Genomic DNA, 16,650 nt, shown 5'->3' with positions numbered 1-16,650 from the left:
GGCGATACAATGCTTGTTTTAAAAACATGGAATTTATCGGGAGAACTGAATATGGCTCTGGATGCAATACTTGCAGAAATCCCTGAAGAACCCATCTTGAGAATTTACACCTGGTCAGAACCAACACTTTCACTTGGAAGACATCAAAAAAGAATCAATCTGAACATTGACTATATGAAAAAAAACCAGATAAACTGCGTGTTAAGACCAACTGGTGGCAGGGCTGTATTGCACTGGGATGAACTAACTTATGCTGTTATTCTTCCTGCAAACCATATTTATGCCAAATCAGGAGTACTCGAAACCTATCTTAAGATTAGCCAATGTATATCAAAAGCCCTTAAATCGATTGGTTATAACGCAGAAATTCAGCCAGCAAGAAAAATCAAAAATAACAGCCAGGCATGTTTTGATGCTCCCTCATCTTATGAACTATGCATTAACGGGAAAAAAGTAGTTGGAAGTGCGCAAATGAGGACAAATAAAAGTATCCTTCAACATGGATCAATTGTTCTTAAAAAGCATGTAGTTGAATATGCAAGGTGTCTGAATCTTGATGAAGAACAACTGGAAGGAAAAATGGCTGGGCTTTTCGACTTTCATGGAATATCCATTTTCGAATTATCTGAAGCGTTACAGATAGAATTTGAAAAAATTTTTGGATACTGCAGGCCATTCCCGTTGAACAGTGAATTATTCGAAAAGGCCTTCGAGAGAAAGGGTGACTATGTTTGGAAGGTAAGCTGACAATTGTTGGTACTCCAATTGGAAACATGATGGACATAACTATAAGGGCATTGCGGGCACTCAGAGAATGCGATGTGGTAATCGCAGAAGATACAAGAAGAACAAAAAAACTTTTGAAGTTTTTCAACATTGATGGAAAGCAATTAATCTCTTATGGCCTTCATAACCAGTTGAAGAGTGTACCTTTTATTCTCAATCTTCTGAAAGAAGGGAAAAAACTTTGTCTTGTCACAGATTCCGGTATGCCATGCGTGGCAGATCCAGGAGGTTTTCTTGTTGATGCCTGCTGGAGAAGTGGTATAGAACTGGATGTTACACCAGGACCGAGTGCATTGACAAGTGCACTGGCACTGTGTGGTTTTGATTCATCCAGAGTTTTTTTCACAGGCTTTCTGCCACGTGGCAAGAAGAGGAGAAAACTTTTTCGAGACATCAAAGGCAAGAAGATGCTCTTCGTATTCTTTGAATCTGCTACAAGAATAAGTGAAACCCTCAGTGATGCTATGGATATTTTCGGAAATTGCGATATCTTCATTGGAAGGGAAATGACAAAGGTTTTTCAACAGTTGTTTCGAGGAAAGATCAGTGATGCTGTAGAATCTTTCAAACAGACGAAAGGAGAATTAACGGTGGTTTTGTATCTGAAAAAGGGGGGAGAAAATTGAAAAAGGAAATCGAAAAAGTTCTCAGGGACATTTGTTTTATGGTAAAGGTCGAAGGGCGACTGGTTTTGAAAGATTATCCAATTACTGCTGCTCAATTTGATTTGCTTCAAAGGCTCTATTTCAGAGGACCTATGAAGATGACTGAACTGAGTACTATGCTGGGCATAGCCAAAAGCACTCTCAGCGGTATAGTTCGAAGGCTTGAGAATGTGGGGTATCTTTCAAGAACCCGCGGAAAAGATAAACGTGTTTTCATGATCTCAGCAACAGCCGAAGGAAAAAAAGTTGTTGAAAGCGTGATAGAAAAAAGAGTCGAATTTGTTGGAAAAGTCTTGCAAGAGCTTGGTAAAGAAGATTCTAACCAGCTTTTGCAATTATTGCAAAAATTCAAAGAGGCGATAGAAAAGTGCAGAAGTTCATAGCAATTTGCTATCTTTTACTGGCCGTATTATCATGCGCATTTACTGTGAATGTGGTTACTAACCCTGGAAATGTTGAAATAAGACAGGGGAATATTATAATTGCAGAGACAGATAGATCAGGTATGGCATCATTTGAAATATCACTGCCAGCAACAATTACTTTTTCAAAACCAGGTTATCTTTCAAAACAGATTTTTATAAGTGACCAGCCCGGCACATATCACATAATACTCACACCTGTCACCGTATTAAAAATAGATTCAAAACCAATTGGAGCTGATATATTTCTGAATGGTAAATTTATAGGAACAACCCCGAAGGAAACAGAAATTATACCCGGAAGGTATATCTTGCAAATAGAGAAAGATGGTTTCTGCAGGCTCACAGAGAAAATCGAGATAGACTCACTGGAAAAAAAAGAATTGTTTTATGAATTAAAAAAGATTCCTGATGTCAAAATACTTTCAAAACCACCATCTCACGTGTGGATAGATGGTAAATTTGCAGGGAAAACCCCTGTTGAATTGAATATCGAAAAAGGCAATCACATGTTAGTTCTGAAAGCTGAGAATTTCTTCGACCTTCAAGCAGAAATTTTCGTAGAAAACGAACAAGAGCAAACTTTTAATTTTTCGTTGACCCCATCTGCCCGGTTGAGAATAACAGCTGTACCACAACACGCTTTGGTAAAAATCAACGAAGATCAGAAAAACCAGCCAGCAGAATTCTATACGGATTTATCTCAAAAATTAATCACTGTCAGCGCAGATGGGTACAAAACTCAACAGATCGTCTTTCAACCCGATCAGGGAGAAAATAATCTTCACGTAATACTCGAGCCAGATATCAAAGAACTCACCATAGATGCCCCTGCAGATGCCGTTATTTTTGTCGATGGCAAATCAGTTTCGAGGGGTTCTGTAAAGCTCAAACTCTCGGGGGATATCCACTGGGTTGAAGCACAACTCGGAGAGAAAAAGTGGGCCGGGATTGTCGATCTCACTAAAAACCAATCGCTTAAAATAAATTTCGACTACGCAACTCTCATTTTACTGGGTAAATACAGCATTGCTGTCGAAGGGGTTACTTACATTCCTCCAGCGATAACTTATTTGCCTGCTGGATTTCACACAATTGAAATTAATTCAGATCCGCCAAAGCAGCAAACAAAGGAATTTAAATCTGGTTCACTGGACATAATCAGCCTGGATAGCAGGACTTATCTGAATATTTTTAGTGAGCTGGTAGTTCCTTGTTATATTGATTCAAAGTTCATTGGCCTCAGTCCTGTGTTATTCTATTCATTAGAACCCGGTGTATATTCAATTAAAACTGGAGAGAAAGAGGAAAAAATAGAAGTGCCTGCTGGACAGTTGCTCGGCTTTCGATGAACGGAGGTGTCTAATATGCGAAAATTACTCTTTTTTGCTCCATTAATTGTGGCTATTGCAATATTCGGTGCAGAGGTGAAGATCAAAGATGTTTCACCAGTTCTCGATATTTATGAACCCGTTTCTTTCATGATCGAGAACAAAATAATGGATCTGGATGAAAATGGAAATTTCAGGGGTGGCCTTCTTGTAACGAGATTTGATATTGCACAGTATCTTTACAATATTTTAAGCAAATTCCAGCTGAGAGATATTTCTGACAAGCTCGGAAATCTTGAAAAGAACCAGCAGAATCTTTCCACAAAAATCATGGGAATTGAGGCTGCATATAAAACCTATGAACAACGACTCAAAGATTTTGAGATGAGTGTAGCCAGCCTCCAAAGTCAAACAGATAAGTTATCTCAGCAAATATATGCGCAGTTGCATAAAGAAATTGAGGAAATTTTAAACCAGCATCAAAACCAGATTTCCCGCCTTGAACCGGTTCTTTCAAGGGTAGAAGCTCTTGAAAAACTCGCATCATCGCTGCAAAAAAGCATAGAAAGTACAGACAGTAATTTAAATCTTTTAAGTTCGAAGATTGCCGAACTTCAGGCAAATCAAACAGAGTTTTCAAGATCATTTTCAAACAGTGAGAATCTTTTAAACTCTCTTCTTAAAAATGTAAATGAGAACTCCCAATCTATCCAAAAGCTTTCGGAACAATTCAATGTTCAGATGAATGCTCAGGGGAAACTGTACGATCAAAAAATAACTGAACTTGCAGCAAGATTGGATGCCCTTTCAAAAGGCTTGCAAAACGATCTTTCAATTCAGAAGAAACAACTGACAGATTTTCAACAAAATTTGGAATTGTACAATAGTAGAGTAACACAATTACAGCAGGATATGAAGACTATCGAATCCTTAGCAAGCAAAGACGAACTTTCACACGTTCAAGATTCAATCACCAGTTTGAATCAAAAAATAGAAGAAATAGATGTAAATCTAACCCAATTAGAGCAGAAAATGGAAGATACACAAGTTGGCATGCTCCAAAAAAAGATAGGCGAACTTGAGACAAAACAAAAAAATCTTGAAAGCAGTGTTCTTACTGCTTATCTGATAGGAGCGGCAGGTGTAGCAATTGGCTTGATAGCCGTTCTGTTTCAATGGAGTGGTCAGTAAAATGACCAGTTTAAGAAAATTATTAACATTAGCAATTTGTGTGAGCTTTTGGGGTCTCAGCTTTGCTAAAACAGTGCACATTTTCTCGGAATTTGTCAAACCAGAAAAAGAACAAGCCTACTACGAAGGGAATGTCAAAGTTGAAATAGAAGAAGATAATCTCAATCTGTATTGCGATTCGATGAAAGTATCAAAGTATCAGAATGAATGGAGGATAGTTGAAGCCAACAATGCAGAAGTGTTTTTCGACGATGGTACCGCCACCTCTACCAGATTGAGGTACGATATTAAGCTCAAAACTGGCACAATGTCTGGAGATGTAGAAGCAGAAATATTTGATAAAGAAAGTACAGATACAATTTTGATAAACTGTGATTCTATGGAAATAGATCTTGAAAACGACATTTTTCAGGGAAACTCCACAGATCAGGTTCAGATATACAAAGGTAAAATAGAAGCGAGCGCTAAAAGTTTTTTCTATGACAGAAAAAGCGGAAAAATAAAACTTGAAGGAGATGTCACTTTGATAGATCACGACAAAAACATGAAAATGTGGGCAACCAGTGTTGAAATAACCACAATTGATGATAAAATGACTGCAACAAATGCAAGAGTAGAACTGATTGTGGAGGAGTGATGAACTATGATAGACATCAGATTAATTCGTGAGAAACCGGATTTTGTGAAAAAAGCACTTGAGAAGCGAAATTACGAGAAAAAAATGGTTGATGATCTACTCTCTCTTGATGCACAATTTAGAGAACTCACAAATCAGATTAACCAGCTCCGCGCACAAAGAAATTCCATCTCAAAGATGGTTGCCCAGGCAAAGTCATCCGGGAAAACAGAGGAGATAGAAAATCTAACTGAAGAAGGAAAAAAGATAGGTAGGCAAATAGACTCTATAGAAGATCAATTAAAAGAAATAAAAGTTCAGATGGAAAAATTGATGCTTCTTGTCCCCAATATCCCAGACGATTCAGTACCCGAGGGAAAAGATGAAACTTCAAACAGAGAAATTCGAAAGTGGGGAGATCCGAAAAAATTTGATTATAATCCTCAGGCTCACTGGGACCTCGGTCCGTCTCTGGGTCTTATGGATTTCGATCGCGCGGCAAAACTAAGTGGTTCCAGATTTACTGTTATGTATGGGATGTTTGCAAAACTTGAAAGGGCTCTGACAAATTTTATGCTGGACATGCATACAAAAGAGCACGGCTATACAGAAGTCTGGCTCCCCCACATAGTAAAACGAGAAACCATGACCATTACAGGGCAATTACCAAAATTCGAAGAAGAGGCTTACAGAATAGAGGCAGATGATCTATTTTTAATACCAACTGCCGAAGTTCCTCTCGTGGCACTCAGGTCTAATGAAATTCTTGAAGAAAAAGATCTTCCATTGCTTTATACGGCTTATACACCGTGCTATAGAAGAGAAGCGGGAAGTTATGGAAAAGATGTACGTGGAATGATCCGTCAACATCAATTTGACAAAGTTGAGCTGGTCTGGATAACCACACCGGAAAGATCGTTCGAAGATCTCGAAACGCTTGTTTCCCACGCAGAAGAAGTTCTCAGAAGGCTTGAATTGCCTTACAGAGTTATTCAATTGTGCAGCGGGGATCTTGGATTTGGTGCGGCCAAAACTTATGATCTTGAAGTCTGGTTACCATCGTATAATTCGTACAAAGAGATATCTTCCTGCAGCAACGATACAGATTTTCAGGCTCGAAGAGGCAACATAAGATACCGGAGAAAAGACGGAAAAATTTCTTTTGTCCACACATTAAATGGTTCTGGCGTTGCAGTGGGCAGAACCTTAGTAGCAATAATAGAAAATTATCAAAGGGCCGACGGCAGGATAGATGTACCAAAAGCACTGCAACCGTACCTTGGCTGTGAGGTGCTGGGATAATTGCCACACATTTTTTACGGCAAACAAACTGGAGATTTCGTAATTCTTGATGAGCACGAGTCACGCCACCTCAGAGTCATCAGGGTAAGCGTGGGGCAAAAATTGTTCGTAACAGATGGAAAAGGCAATCTTTACAACTGCGAACTTATTGAGCTTGGCAAACTCGAATCAAAAGCCGTCGTAAGAAATGTCGAACAAACCGAGATAAATAAACTTTCAAAGATCACACTTTGCATTGCAAGCCAGAACTGGGAAAGACTTCGTTTTCTGTTAGAAAAAGCTGTCGAACTTGGCGTTGATGAACTGATAATTTATAAAACAAAAAGGAGCAAGCTTTACATTGACAAAGAGGAAAAAATACGCCTTATCATTAGAGATGCTGCCAAACAGAGCGTAAGATACCTCTTTCCAGAGTTGAGAATTTTTAGAGACATGAGCTTTCTACAAAATGAATCTATGAAAACAGTAGTACTTCACCAATCCGGTCGTGCTGCAAAAATAGACGATTTCAAAGGCTCTCTAAGAATTGTTGTAGGACCTGAAGGCGATTTTGAATCAGAAGAAATCAATCAGCTCAGTCAGGTGGGCACCTTTTTGAACTTGGGAAAAAAAATCCTGAGATTTGAAACGGCGGCAATTCTGGCAGCCGGATTGTCAAGTTTTCTAAACGGAAAGATATAAAGAAAGGAGGCTGTCAAATGAAAAAAGGCGAAAAATTCTTATCTTTTGTCAAATTTGAAAAAGAAATCGAAAGCGCTTATCGCGAAAAGTTGTCCGCCACAAAAAGACCTGAAGAGACAGCTGATGTTTTTATTGAATTCGCGATTAATTTTCTGAGCAAAATCAAACCAGAAATCACAAGGAATCACATTGACCAGATTTATTTTGACCCAGATTCTGAAAATGGTTATAAACTTTCTCCAAATCTTGAAAAAATACTTGGCAATGAAATTCTAAACAATAGCGACCTGCCAGCGATTTTAAAAAGGTTGGCCCTGAGCGCTGTACATAGAAGAAAGGCCCTGGTGTCTAATAATGAGAGAACGAATATGTTCAGAATGCAGGAAAAACCTGATCAACATTAAAGCAAAAAAGGGCGGAGAATCCCGCCCTTTTTATTCCCACTCAATTGTTGCAGGCGGTTTGGAACTTATGTCATAAACAACCCTTCCGATTCCTTTCACCCTGTTCAAAATTCTTCTTGAAGCTAAATCGAGAATCTCGTGGGGTAATCTGGACCAATCTGCTGTCATGCCTTCAACACTGTCAACTGATCTCAAAGCAAGTACATAATCATAGGCCCTCTTGTCACCACGCACTCCCACAGACCTTACAGGTAAAATAACCGAGAAAGCCTGCCAGGTTTTTTCGTACCAGCCTGTTTCTTTTAGTACCTGAATAAAGACATCATCCGCCTCTTTCAAAATCTCCAATTTTTCTTCGGTTATCTCTCCAACTATTCTCACACCAAGTCCAGGACCAGGAAAAGGTTGACGATGTATTATTGATCTTGGGATGCCGAGCATTTCACCAACAATTCTTACTTCGTCTTTAAAAAGATTTTTCAGTGGCTCAACTATTTCAAGATCCATGCGCTGCGGTAACCCTCCAACATTGTGATGACTCTTTATAGCAGCTGTCTTTTTTCCAGATTTTGCGCTCTCTATAACATCTGAATAAATTGTCCCCTGCACTAAGTGCGTTGCTCCGTATCTTTTTGCCTCTTTCTCGAAAACCCTTATAAATTGTTCTCCAATTATTTTTCGCTTTTTCTCAGGATCTACAATACCTCTCAATTTTTCTAAAAACACTTTTCTCGCATCTATTTTTAAAAGATTCAAACCAAGTACTTGTCTGAAAATTCTCGGTACTTCCTCTTCTTCATTTTTTCTCAGCAAACCGTGATCAACAAAAACATTAAGCAGATTTTCGCCAATTGCCCTGTGTACAAGAACGCAGGCCACAGAAGAATCTACCCCACCAGATAGAGCTGCTACGACTTTTTTTCCCGATAAATGTTCTCTTAGCTCGTTGATTTTCTGCTTGATAAAATCTTCCAGACTCCAATTTGGAACAAGCTTACAAACCCTGGAAAGAAAATTTTCAATTATCTCTCTACCATAAGATGTATGGCGAACTTCAGGGTGAAATTGCAAAAGCCAGAATTTTTTTTCATCTGTCGCGGCTGCTATTATTCCATCTTTCGATTTGGCTATAGTTTTGAAAGTCTTCGGCAATTTTTTAACGTGATCGCCATGGCTCATCCAGACTGTGAGATGTTTCTCTATTCCTGAGAAGATATCGTCATCTTTTATTATTTCCAACTCTGTTCTTCCATACTCTGCTGTTTTTCCCTGCTCAACTGCACCTCCAAGGGCATGTACGACAAGTTGCATACCATAACAAATTCCAAGAACTTTGCCATTGTACCTTTCAAACCATTCCGGCAAACCCGGTGAATTTTCTTCATAAACACTTTCTGGGCCACCTGAAAAAATAACAGCACCAACTTCATCGGTATCAAGAGGTTCATCGTATTGAACAACCTGACTATAATAGCCAAGTTCTCTTATCACTCTTGCTATGAGCTGCGTGTATTGAGAACCATAATCAACGATTACTACTTTCATTTTCTCACTTCTTTCAAATTCAAAATTTGTCTTGCTTCTTGGCAACTTGCGATATCTCTCCCTATCTCTCTGGCTATCTTCACTACTTTTTTTACAAGCTCAGCATTAGATTTTGCCAACTCTCCTTTTTTTACATATATATTGTCCTCAAGCCCAACTCTGACGTGCCCCCCCATCGCTATTGCCATAGCCGCCATGGGAAACTCATGTCTACCTATACCGGCAACAGACCATGTCGCATCAGCTGGTAGATTATCAACCATAGCTATGAGATTTCTCCCATTTGCGGCTATTCCTCCTGGAACTCCCATGACAAAATCAAAATGTAAGTGCCCATGTACCAGCCCTTTTTTGACCAGATTCAAAGCATTCGTGATATGCCCCATATCAAAACATTCAAATTCCGGCATTATATTTCTTTTTTTCATCTCCTCGGCAAATCTTTCAATCATTGGAGTGCTGTTCATAAAAACATCGTTCCCAAAATTCACAGTTCCGGTAGTTAATGTAGCCATATCTGGATCTGACTCAAGTGATTGCAGTCGCTCTTCAGCAGTCATCCATACAGCTCCACCAGTTGAAACTTGAACAATCATACCACGGCATTTCTCTCTTATCATCGTTACAACTTTTTTGAATATCTCCGCATTTTGGGTGGGGTTCCCGTTTTCATCTCTAACGTGCAGGTGAACTATCGATGCTCCTTCGAGGAATGCCTCGTAACTTTGCTGGACTATTTCTTCAGGTGTAACCGGTATGTAGGGGGTATGTTGCTTCGTAACTTCTGCCCCACAAACTGCAACAGTTATAATCAGTTTATCCATCTTTTTTCACCACCCTCTGTCTTTCTTTTGGCACAACACAGGTTCCACTTGCCTTTGCAACCAGTATCGGTGGATTTAGAACATCACATGCTGATTCGTGTCCCGGTATCCTTGAGTTGGTTATTATCTTATAAACCTCGAATCTCATCTTTCTTGAAGTGTTTCCTGCGCTTACTATCTCACCGTGTACTTCCAGAAAATCGCCAGCGTAAACAGGATTCAAAAATTCCACCGAATCATACGCTCTGAAAAGCCCTTCGTCACCATCGAATCTTATCAAAAGTTCAGTAGCAACATCACCTATGAGCTGAAGAATTCTCGCGCCATCAACAAGCCCACCTGCATAGTGAGCATCATGTTCACTCATCCTCACCTTCAGAAATGTTTTCATAAACCAGCCTCCTTCTGGAGAAATTGAACAGCCATAAACCGACCAGTACCATCGCCCCACCAAATATCGTATACAAATTAGGCAATCTTTTCAAAAAAATTGATTCTGCAATGCTGGTGAGCACTGGAATAAAATAAATAGTATTTGTTGTGTACCGTGAGCCAACTTTTTTGATGCCTTTGTTCCATAAAACATACGCTATGCCAGAACACACTACACCAAGATACATTAGAGAAACAAAAGAAGCGGGATTGAAACTCACCCAGCTATTCTTCTCAACCAGAGAAAAAGGAATGAGTGTAACAACTCCCCAGAATGTTATCGCAGCAACACCTTCTAATGAATCTGAATTCGGCATTTTTTCGACATGATAGGTATAAAGCACCCACACAGAAGCTGCGCCAAAAAGCATGATATCCCCTACAGGATTGATCTTCAGAGCAAATTTTCCATTCAGGATTACTACGGCAACTCCTGAAAAAGCTATGAATGAAGCTATGTACTCCATCATGGTTGCTTTTTTCTTCTGAATAATATGGGAAAACAATATATGCAGAATTGGGGCGCTTGAGACTATTAGAGAAGCATTCGTTGGAAAAGTGTGGACAAGCCCTGCATTTTCAAAATAAAAATACATTGTTATACCCCAGAATCCCGCAAAAAAACCATGCAAATTAAGAATTTTCGGAAATTTTCTGTTGACAAAAATTAAGAAAACCAGTGCTATCAAAAACCTTATCAAGGCAGCGGTAGCTGGCGGAATATAAGAAACCACTACCTTTGTGGCTACAAAAGACATTCCCCAGAAAAAAACAACCAACCAGATAAATATTTTGTACAAATTCACACCTCCGCTCAACTTCAATTTTTGCATAAAAATTTACTTATTGAAGTTATAATATTTATGAAAAGTTTTTTCTGCCGAACCGTAAAATATAAAGACTCGGGGGGATTCAATGGACAGAAAACCTCAAAAAAGGATTGTCCAAATCGAAAATGTTGAAGAACTTCTCAGTTTGCTGGAAAAAGATTACGGTCAAAATTGGCATGAAAAGGTATCTTTTCGAATAAGCAAGGCTGATCCAGCCAACATGGAAGTAATAATTGAACCTGTTCACGAATCACACAGAGAATCTATTCTGAAAGAACTCTCAAATGTAGTAGAGATTATAGAGCCGGCATTATCAGATTTAAGTGATCTGGAAGAAAAGTATCCAGATCCACATATTCAGGTTGAAATATCTGAGGATAAAATGATAGCAAGTATCTTCATAGTACCGGGTTTGAAGAGAGTTTTGCCAACATTCGATGAACTCAAGGAAGCATTGAAGAAATCCGGGGTTATTTACGGCATAAATGAAGATGCATTGCGAAAAATCATTGATGAAAGCAAAGTGTTTGCTCACATTCCGGTTGCATCTGGCAAAAAACCCATTTACGGAAGTGATGCCAGTATTGAGTTTCTGTTTCCCGAATCTGGAATGATCTTTGAAAAAATTGGAGAAAAAGATTCTGTTGATATGGCTGCACTTTACAAAATTTTCACATGTCATGAAGGTGATGTACTGGCAGTAAAGGTTCCCATCAGGGAAAGCTATGACGGAATAGCAGTAACTGGTGAAATAATTAAGGTGGAAAAAGCAAAAGATTTGAATTTACAAAACTTTGTTGGCGAAAACACGAAACTATCTGAAGATGGGACAAAGATTATAGCAACGTGTGATGGACAACCTTATGTACAGAATTCGAAGGTATGTGTGAGGAATGTACTGTTGATCGACAAAGATTTGGGATACGACACAGGAAACATAGATTTCAACGCTACAGTGATAATTCGCGGCAATGCAGAGGGACCTTTTAAGATTAAGGCGGATGGAGATATTTCAATAATGGGAGTGCTTGGAGAAATTCAGGTTACCTGCGGAGGTTCACTCAAAGTTCAAGGAGGCATATTTGGAAGAGGTAAGGGAATTATAAAAGTTAGTAAAGACTTAACAGCAAAGTTTATAAACGAATCGCAGATTTTTTGCGAAGGTAATATATTTGTTGAATATTATATAATGAACTCTGTAATAATTTGTCGTGGTGACATTACCGTAAAAGGAAGAGGCGTTATAGCTGGCGGGGCAGTGAAAACTTCCGGGAATGTGGAAGCAGCAGAGCTTGGCAGTGAAAGTGGAGTTCGAACTGAGATTGCCGCAGGGATTGATTATGAAAACGAAAAAGAAATAGCGCAACTTGAAAGAAATTTACTCGAAGCAATGCGATCTATTATGCTTTTGTCTGAAATTGAAAGCTCAGCCAGGGCGAAAACAACAGAAACAAAAGAAATTCCAAAAAAAGAAGAGTTGATGAAAATCCTTCAAAAAACTGCCGAGAAAAAGAAGCGGATTGAATTGGAAGTAAGAAAAATCCATGAAACACTGAAAATTTTAAAGCACAATTTGCAGGTCAAGTATTCAGATACATCCAGAATCAGAGTTAGAAAAATCTGTTATCCCAATGTCAGAATTGCTATCGCCGGCAGAAAAAAATTGATATCCGACAAAATAGGTCCCTGTGATTTCTTCTTGAATAAAAATACAGGCGAGATAAGCTTTCTTTGACTCGTTCGTAACAAAAGTTACTGTCCTTATTTCTAAATTTCAGTAAGCTGTTAAGTGAAAAAACTGTCAAGGAGGTGTCAAACATGGATATGTTTTGCTACATGTGCTCTCAGGCTCTGAACAATGAGGGATGTGTTAGGGCAGGTGTATGCGGAAAATCTCCTCTTGTAACAAGACTCCAAGACAATCTTGTATACATTCTTGATGGTATATCTGCGTACTACTACCACGCAAGAGAACTTGGCTATAAAGATGAAGAGATTGCTTCGTTTTTATCGAAAGGACTGTATTCTACTCTTACAAATGTGAATTTTGACCCCGAAAGTTATGTTCAACTTGCTCTTGAAGCAGGTATGATGAATTTAAGAGTCATGAAATTGCTAAAGAAAGCTCATATTGAAACATATGGTGAACCAGTACCAGCAGAGGTTGAAACTGGTACAAAGAAAGGACATGCAATAATTGTTACAGGACACAATTTGAAAGCTCTTGAAGAACTGTTGAAGCAGGTAGAAGGAACAAATGTTTATGTTTATACACACTCAGAAATGCTACCAGCCCATGGATACCCAGTTTTGAGGAAATACCGGAACCTTGCTGGAAATCTTGGTGCAGCATGGTACGACCAAAAAATGCTGTTTGATGAAATCCCCGCAGCCATACTTGGTACCTCAAATTGTGTCCTATTGCCAAAAGAGAGCTACAGAAATCGAATGTTTACAACATCCATAGCAAGATTACCGGGAGTGACCCACATAGATGGATATGATTATTCACCAGTTATAGAAAAAGCCCTGTCTCTGCCGGAACTTGAAGAAAAACCTTCTACATATAAACTGACTACAGGATATTCTACAGGTGTCGTTGCCAGTATCGCTGACAAAATAAAAGCCTTAGTTGAGTCTGGTAAGATAAGACACTTTTTTGTGATAGGAGGCTGTGACACCCCAACACAAAAAGGAAATTATTACAGGGAATTTGCCAAAAAACTGCCTGAAGACACTGTAATAATAACACTTGCATGTGGAAAATATAGAATAAATGATATTAATTTTGGGACCATAGATGGTGTTCCAAGGCTTCTGGACGTTGGTCAATGCAATGATACGATCGTTGCTATAGAAATAGCAGAAGCGCTCTCAAAGCTTTTTGACAAACCCATTAATGACTTACCGCTTACTCTTGTGTTAACATGGATGGAGCAGAAAGCAGTTGCCATACTTTGGACATTACTTGCCCTGGGCATAAAAGGAATCTATATAGGCCCAGTGCTCCCAGCATGGGTAAATCAGGATATACTAAATGTGCTTCAATCCAATTATGATCTGAGACTAATAAGCGACCCCGAAAATGATATTAAAGCAATATTGAAGGCATAATTTATTTTAATTTTATTTAAGGCGACCTTGAGGTCGCCTTTTTATTGCTTGACAAAATTGATTATATTCATTATAATGATTATAGTTAATAGGAGGTATACGGAGATGATTCAAAAGATAGATCCATATTCAACAGAACCCTTATACTATCAGCTTAAAGAAATTCTTAGAAAAAACATATTATCTGAAACCTGGAAATCTGGTGAAAAGATTCCAACAGAAAAGCAACTTTCTAAAATGTTTGGTGTCAGCACTGCTGTTGTGAGACAGGCTGTTTCTTTACTTGTGGAAGAAGGGTTTCTCATAAAAAGGCAGGGTAAAGGCACATTTGTAGTAGATGCCAGGATACGTCAGGGACCAAGAAAACTCACCAGCTTTACAGAAGAAATGATATCCATGGGATTCAATCCAACCTCTGTTATTTTAGAAAAAGGTATAAGAGAAGCAGATGAGAAAATCTCTGAAGCCTTGAAACTTGAAACGGGTTCAAAAGTTATTATGGTCAGACGTTTAAGACTTGCTAATGGTGATCCATTCGGGATACAAACATTTTACACGCCTGAGTACATCGCCCCGGATTTTCTGGAGAATGATTTAACACAATCTTTATACAAATTGCTCGAACTCAAGTACGGAATCAAAATTTCCTCTGCTCAGGAAAAATATTATGCAACCATACTTGATAAATACGAGTGCAAACTACTCAAAGCGAAGTGGCCATTTGCCGGTTTCATAGTCGAAAGAGTTGCATACGACACAAATAATACTCCCATTGAATATACAGAATCAATAATAAGAAGTGATAGATATTCGGTACAGGTACAGTTGAGGAAGTGAAAACTGTGTACAGCTTTGCCTGCGATATCGGAGGTACAAATTTACGAATAGCTATCGTTGATTCAGACGGCAAAATATATCTCAAAAGAAAATTTTCCACACCAAAAAAGCAGGATAAACTGTTCGAAAACATTTCACAGGAATTTGAAAAAATGAACGAAAAATTTGAAATATCACATTGTATTTTTTCAATAGCTGGAGCTGTTTTCGAAGACGGGAGTGTTTTAATACCAAACGTGTTCCCACAGAGGATTAAACTTAAAGAGACAATACGTTCTTTTATTCCAAATGTACAGATTTACATAATAGATGACCGTACCGCAGGCCTAATTGGAGAAATATGCAGTGGATGTGCCAGAGGATTCAAAGAAGTGGCATATCTGATAATTGGTACAGGAGTTGGTCTTGGTATTTTCTCACAGGGGCAGATCATTTTTGGGAATCAGGGAATAGCAGGATCAGCAGGATGGATTCATATAAAAGATCCTTTGACAGAAGAATACAGAGATATTGAGTCATTAATATCAGGACCAGCTATAGCAAAGATGTTTTCCAGAATATGTGGAAAAGAGATAGAATCCAGTGAATCTGTCTTAAGATTGTATCTACAGAAAAACACGTGTGCAACTGAGGTAGTTAAAAATGTCTCATTCGCAATGGGATATCTTCTTTCAACAATTACAAATATTCTAAACCCGGAGATAATAGTTCTCTCAGGAAGTGTTGGTTTGAACTGGAAAGTTTTTGAAGAAGAAGCTGTTAAAACATTGAAAAAATTCACCAGCCCATTCATTACTCCTCCCATTATAAAAGTTTCCTCCTTAGGCGAAGATGCGCAACTCGTAGGTTGCTCAAAATATACCTCTTTGAGAAAGGAGTGATAGAATTTGTCGGCATTCGAGGCTTATATTGAAAAAGTGACGGACATTCTTAAAAGAATAAAAAAAGAACAGAATACCAACATTTTAAAAGCCGCGAATATTATGGCAGAATGCATTGAAAAAAATGGTATGGTACATCTGTTTGGAAGTGGGCACTCAATTCTACCCGTTCTGGACGCATTTCCAAGATATGGAAGTTTTATAGGTTTTAATCCACTGATAGATCCCAGATTAATGTGGTTTAGCCCTACTGGTCCAGCAAGTGCTCCTGGTTTATTACTTGTTGAAAGAAAGGAAGGATATGTGGAAAACGGTTTTTTAAGATACCAACCAATTGCCAAAGACGATGTACTAATTATTTACTCTCACGGAGGAATCAATGCAGCTCCTGTTGAAGCAGCGTTGTACGGAAAAAAAGTTGGGGCAAAAGTAATTGCAATTGTTTCTGTAAGTAATCAAGTTGCTGCTATAGCTTCTCACAGTTCTGGAAAAAAACTTTCTGATATAGCGGATCTCATCATTGATAACTGCACTCCGCCAGAAGATGCACTTATAGAACTTTCAGGAAAAAAAGAGCGTATTGCTGCTTCTTCAACTGTAGCAGTCGTTGCTATCACAATGAGCCTTATAGCAGAAACTGGAGCTATTCTTCATGATCACGGAAAAGATTTGAAGATATTTGTATCTCCAAATGTTGAGGGATTCGATGTTGATTATAACGTGAAAATTTTCGATTTTCATCAAAAAACAATAAACAGGCACTACTGGAAAATTCAAGAGAGGTGAGGA

The 16,650-nt window shown here is 38.6% G+C and carries 18 protein-coding genes; 14 read left to right on the top strand and 4 right to left on the bottom strand.

Going from position 1 to position 16,650, the window contains the following annotated elements; genetic code table 11:
* The first annotated feature begins 9 nt into the window (after positions 1-9).
* The 9 genes from TEL01S_RS01130 to TEL01S_RS01090 are packed head-to-tail and all read left to right on the top strand — an operon-like array spanning position 10 to position 7,398.
* Complete coding sequence (locus TEL01S_RS01130) at positions 10-747, top strand: lipoate--protein ligase family protein (protein ID WP_012002287.1); 738 nt, start codon at positions 10-12, stop codon at positions 745-747.
* Positions 748-773: 26 nt separating this feature from the next.
* Positions 774-1,412: a 16S rRNA (cytidine(1402)-2'-O)-methyltransferase gene (gene rsmI, locus TEL01S_RS01125; RefSeq protein ID WP_049753385.1), complete on the top strand. Its 639-nt coding sequence runs from the start codon at positions 774-776 to the stop codon at positions 1,410-1,412.
* The gene (locus TEL01S_RS01120) at positions 1,409-1,834 is read left to right on the top strand and encodes a MarR family winged helix-turn-helix transcriptional regulator (protein ID WP_028843516.1); all 426 of its coding nucleotides are present in this window, start codon (positions 1,409-1,411) and stop codon (positions 1,832-1,834) included. Before rsmI ends, TEL01S_RS01120 begins: the two co-directional genes overlap by 4 nt.
* The gene (locus TEL01S_RS01115) at positions 1,819-3,225 is read left to right on the top strand and encodes a PEGA domain-containing protein (RefSeq protein ID WP_028843517.1); all 1,407 of its coding nucleotides are present in this window, start codon (positions 1,819-1,821) and stop codon (positions 3,223-3,225) included. Before TEL01S_RS01120 ends, TEL01S_RS01115 begins: the two co-directional genes overlap by 16 nt.
* A gap of 15 nt (positions 3,226-3,240) precedes the next feature.
* Entirely contained in the window at positions 3,241-4,395 is a 1,155-nt protein-coding gene (locus TEL01S_RS01110; RefSeq protein ID WP_028843518.1) for an S-layer homology domain-containing protein, read from the top strand.
* A 1-nt stretch (position 4,396) separates the two neighbouring features.
* Complete coding sequence (lptC, locus tag TEL01S_RS01105; RefSeq protein ID WP_028843519.1) at positions 4,397-5,032, top strand: LPS export ABC transporter periplasmic protein LptC; 636 nt, start codon at positions 4,397-4,399, stop codon at positions 5,030-5,032.
* A gap of 6 nt (positions 5,033-5,038) precedes the next feature.
* Positions 5,039-6,313 (top strand): serine--tRNA ligase, encoded by a 1,275-nt coding sequence (serS, locus tag TEL01S_RS01100; RefSeq protein ID WP_012002281.1) that lies wholly within the window; start codon positions 5,039-5,041, stop codon positions 6,311-6,313.
* Entirely contained in the window at positions 6,314-6,994 is a 681-nt protein-coding gene (locus tag TEL01S_RS01095; RefSeq protein WP_012002280.1) for a 16S rRNA (uracil(1498)-N(3))-methyltransferase, read from the top strand.
* Between the two features lie 17 nt (positions 6,995-7,011).
* A complete protein-coding gene (locus tag TEL01S_RS01090; protein WP_012002279.1) occupies positions 7,012-7,398 on the top strand; it encodes a hypothetical protein in 387 nt (128 codons plus the stop codon).
* A 30-nt stretch (positions 7,399-7,428) separates the two neighbouring features.
* Here the strand turns inward: TEL01S_RS01090 and guaA are convergent, their stop codons facing one another.
* From guaA to TEL01S_RS01070, 4 genes are read right to left on the bottom strand one after another with little or no spacing between them, the layout of a single operon-like run.
* On the bottom strand, positions 7,429-8,943 hold the full coding sequence (gene guaA / locus TEL01S_RS01085) for a glutamine-hydrolyzing GMP synthase (RefSeq protein WP_028843520.1): 1,515 nt from the start codon (positions 8,941-8,943) through the stop codon (positions 7,429-7,431).
* Positions 8,940-9,767: a 3-keto-5-aminohexanoate cleavage enzyme gene (gene kce, locus TEL01S_RS01080; RefSeq protein WP_028843521.1), complete on the bottom strand. Its 828-nt coding sequence runs from the start codon at positions 9,765-9,767 to the stop codon at positions 8,940-8,942. Before kce ends, guaA begins: the two co-directional genes overlap by 4 nt.
* Positions 9,760-10,158 carry a 3-aminobutyryl-CoA ammonia lyase gene (gene kal / locus TEL01S_RS01075; protein WP_012002276.1) on the bottom strand — a complete coding sequence of 133 codons (399 nt, stop codon included), beginning with the start codon at positions 10,156-10,158 and terminating at the stop codon, positions 9,760-9,762. Before kal ends, kce begins: the two co-directional genes overlap by 8 nt.
* Positions 10,127-11,005: a DMT family transporter gene (locus tag TEL01S_RS01070; protein ID WP_228369025.1), complete on the bottom strand. Its 879-nt coding sequence runs from the start codon at positions 11,003-11,005 to the stop codon at positions 10,127-10,129. The genes kal and TEL01S_RS01070 overlap by 32 nt, the downstream gene beginning before the upstream one ends.
* Before the next feature lie 109 nt (positions 11,006-11,114).
* On the opposite strand from TEL01S_RS01070, the gene TEL01S_RS01065 reads away from it, so the two are divergent.
* From TEL01S_RS01065 to TEL01S_RS01045, 5 genes are all read left to right on the top strand, one after another.
* Positions 11,115-12,764, top strand: a complete 1,650-nt coding sequence (locus TEL01S_RS01065) for a DUF342 domain-containing protein (RefSeq protein ID WP_028843522.1) — start codon at positions 11,115-11,117, stop codon at positions 12,762-12,764.
* 83 nt (positions 12,765-12,847) lie between these two features.
* Positions 12,848-14,143: a hydroxylamine reductase gene (gene hcp, locus TEL01S_RS01060; protein ID WP_012002273.1), complete on the top strand. Its 1,296-nt coding sequence runs from the start codon at positions 12,848-12,850 to the stop codon at positions 14,141-14,143.
* 105 nt (positions 14,144-14,248) lie between these two features.
* Positions 14,249-14,980, top strand: coding sequence for a GntR family transcriptional regulator (locus TEL01S_RS01055; protein WP_012002272.1), 732 nt, complete (start codon positions 14,249-14,251; stop codon positions 14,978-14,980).
* Between the two features lie 5 nt (positions 14,981-14,985).
* A complete protein-coding gene (locus tag TEL01S_RS01050; protein WP_012002271.1) occupies positions 14,986-15,861 on the top strand; it encodes an ROK family protein in 876 nt (291 codons plus the stop codon).
* Between the two features lie 6 nt (positions 15,862-15,867).
* Positions 15,868-16,647, top strand: coding sequence for a sugar isomerase domain-containing protein (locus TEL01S_RS01045; protein WP_012002270.1), 780 nt, complete (start codon positions 15,868-15,870; stop codon positions 16,645-16,647).
* The last annotated feature ends 3 nt before the right edge of the window (positions 16,648-16,650 follow it).

This window comes from Pseudothermotoga elfii DSM 9442 = NBRC 107921, from assembly GCF_000504085.1.
In the GTDB taxonomy this organism is placed as follows: Bacteria; Thermotogota; Thermotogae; order Thermotogales; family DSM-5069; genus Pseudothermotoga_B; species Pseudothermotoga_B elfii.
Note: the sequence above shows the minus strand (reverse complement) of the source record. Positions and strands in the feature narration are given on the sequence as shown.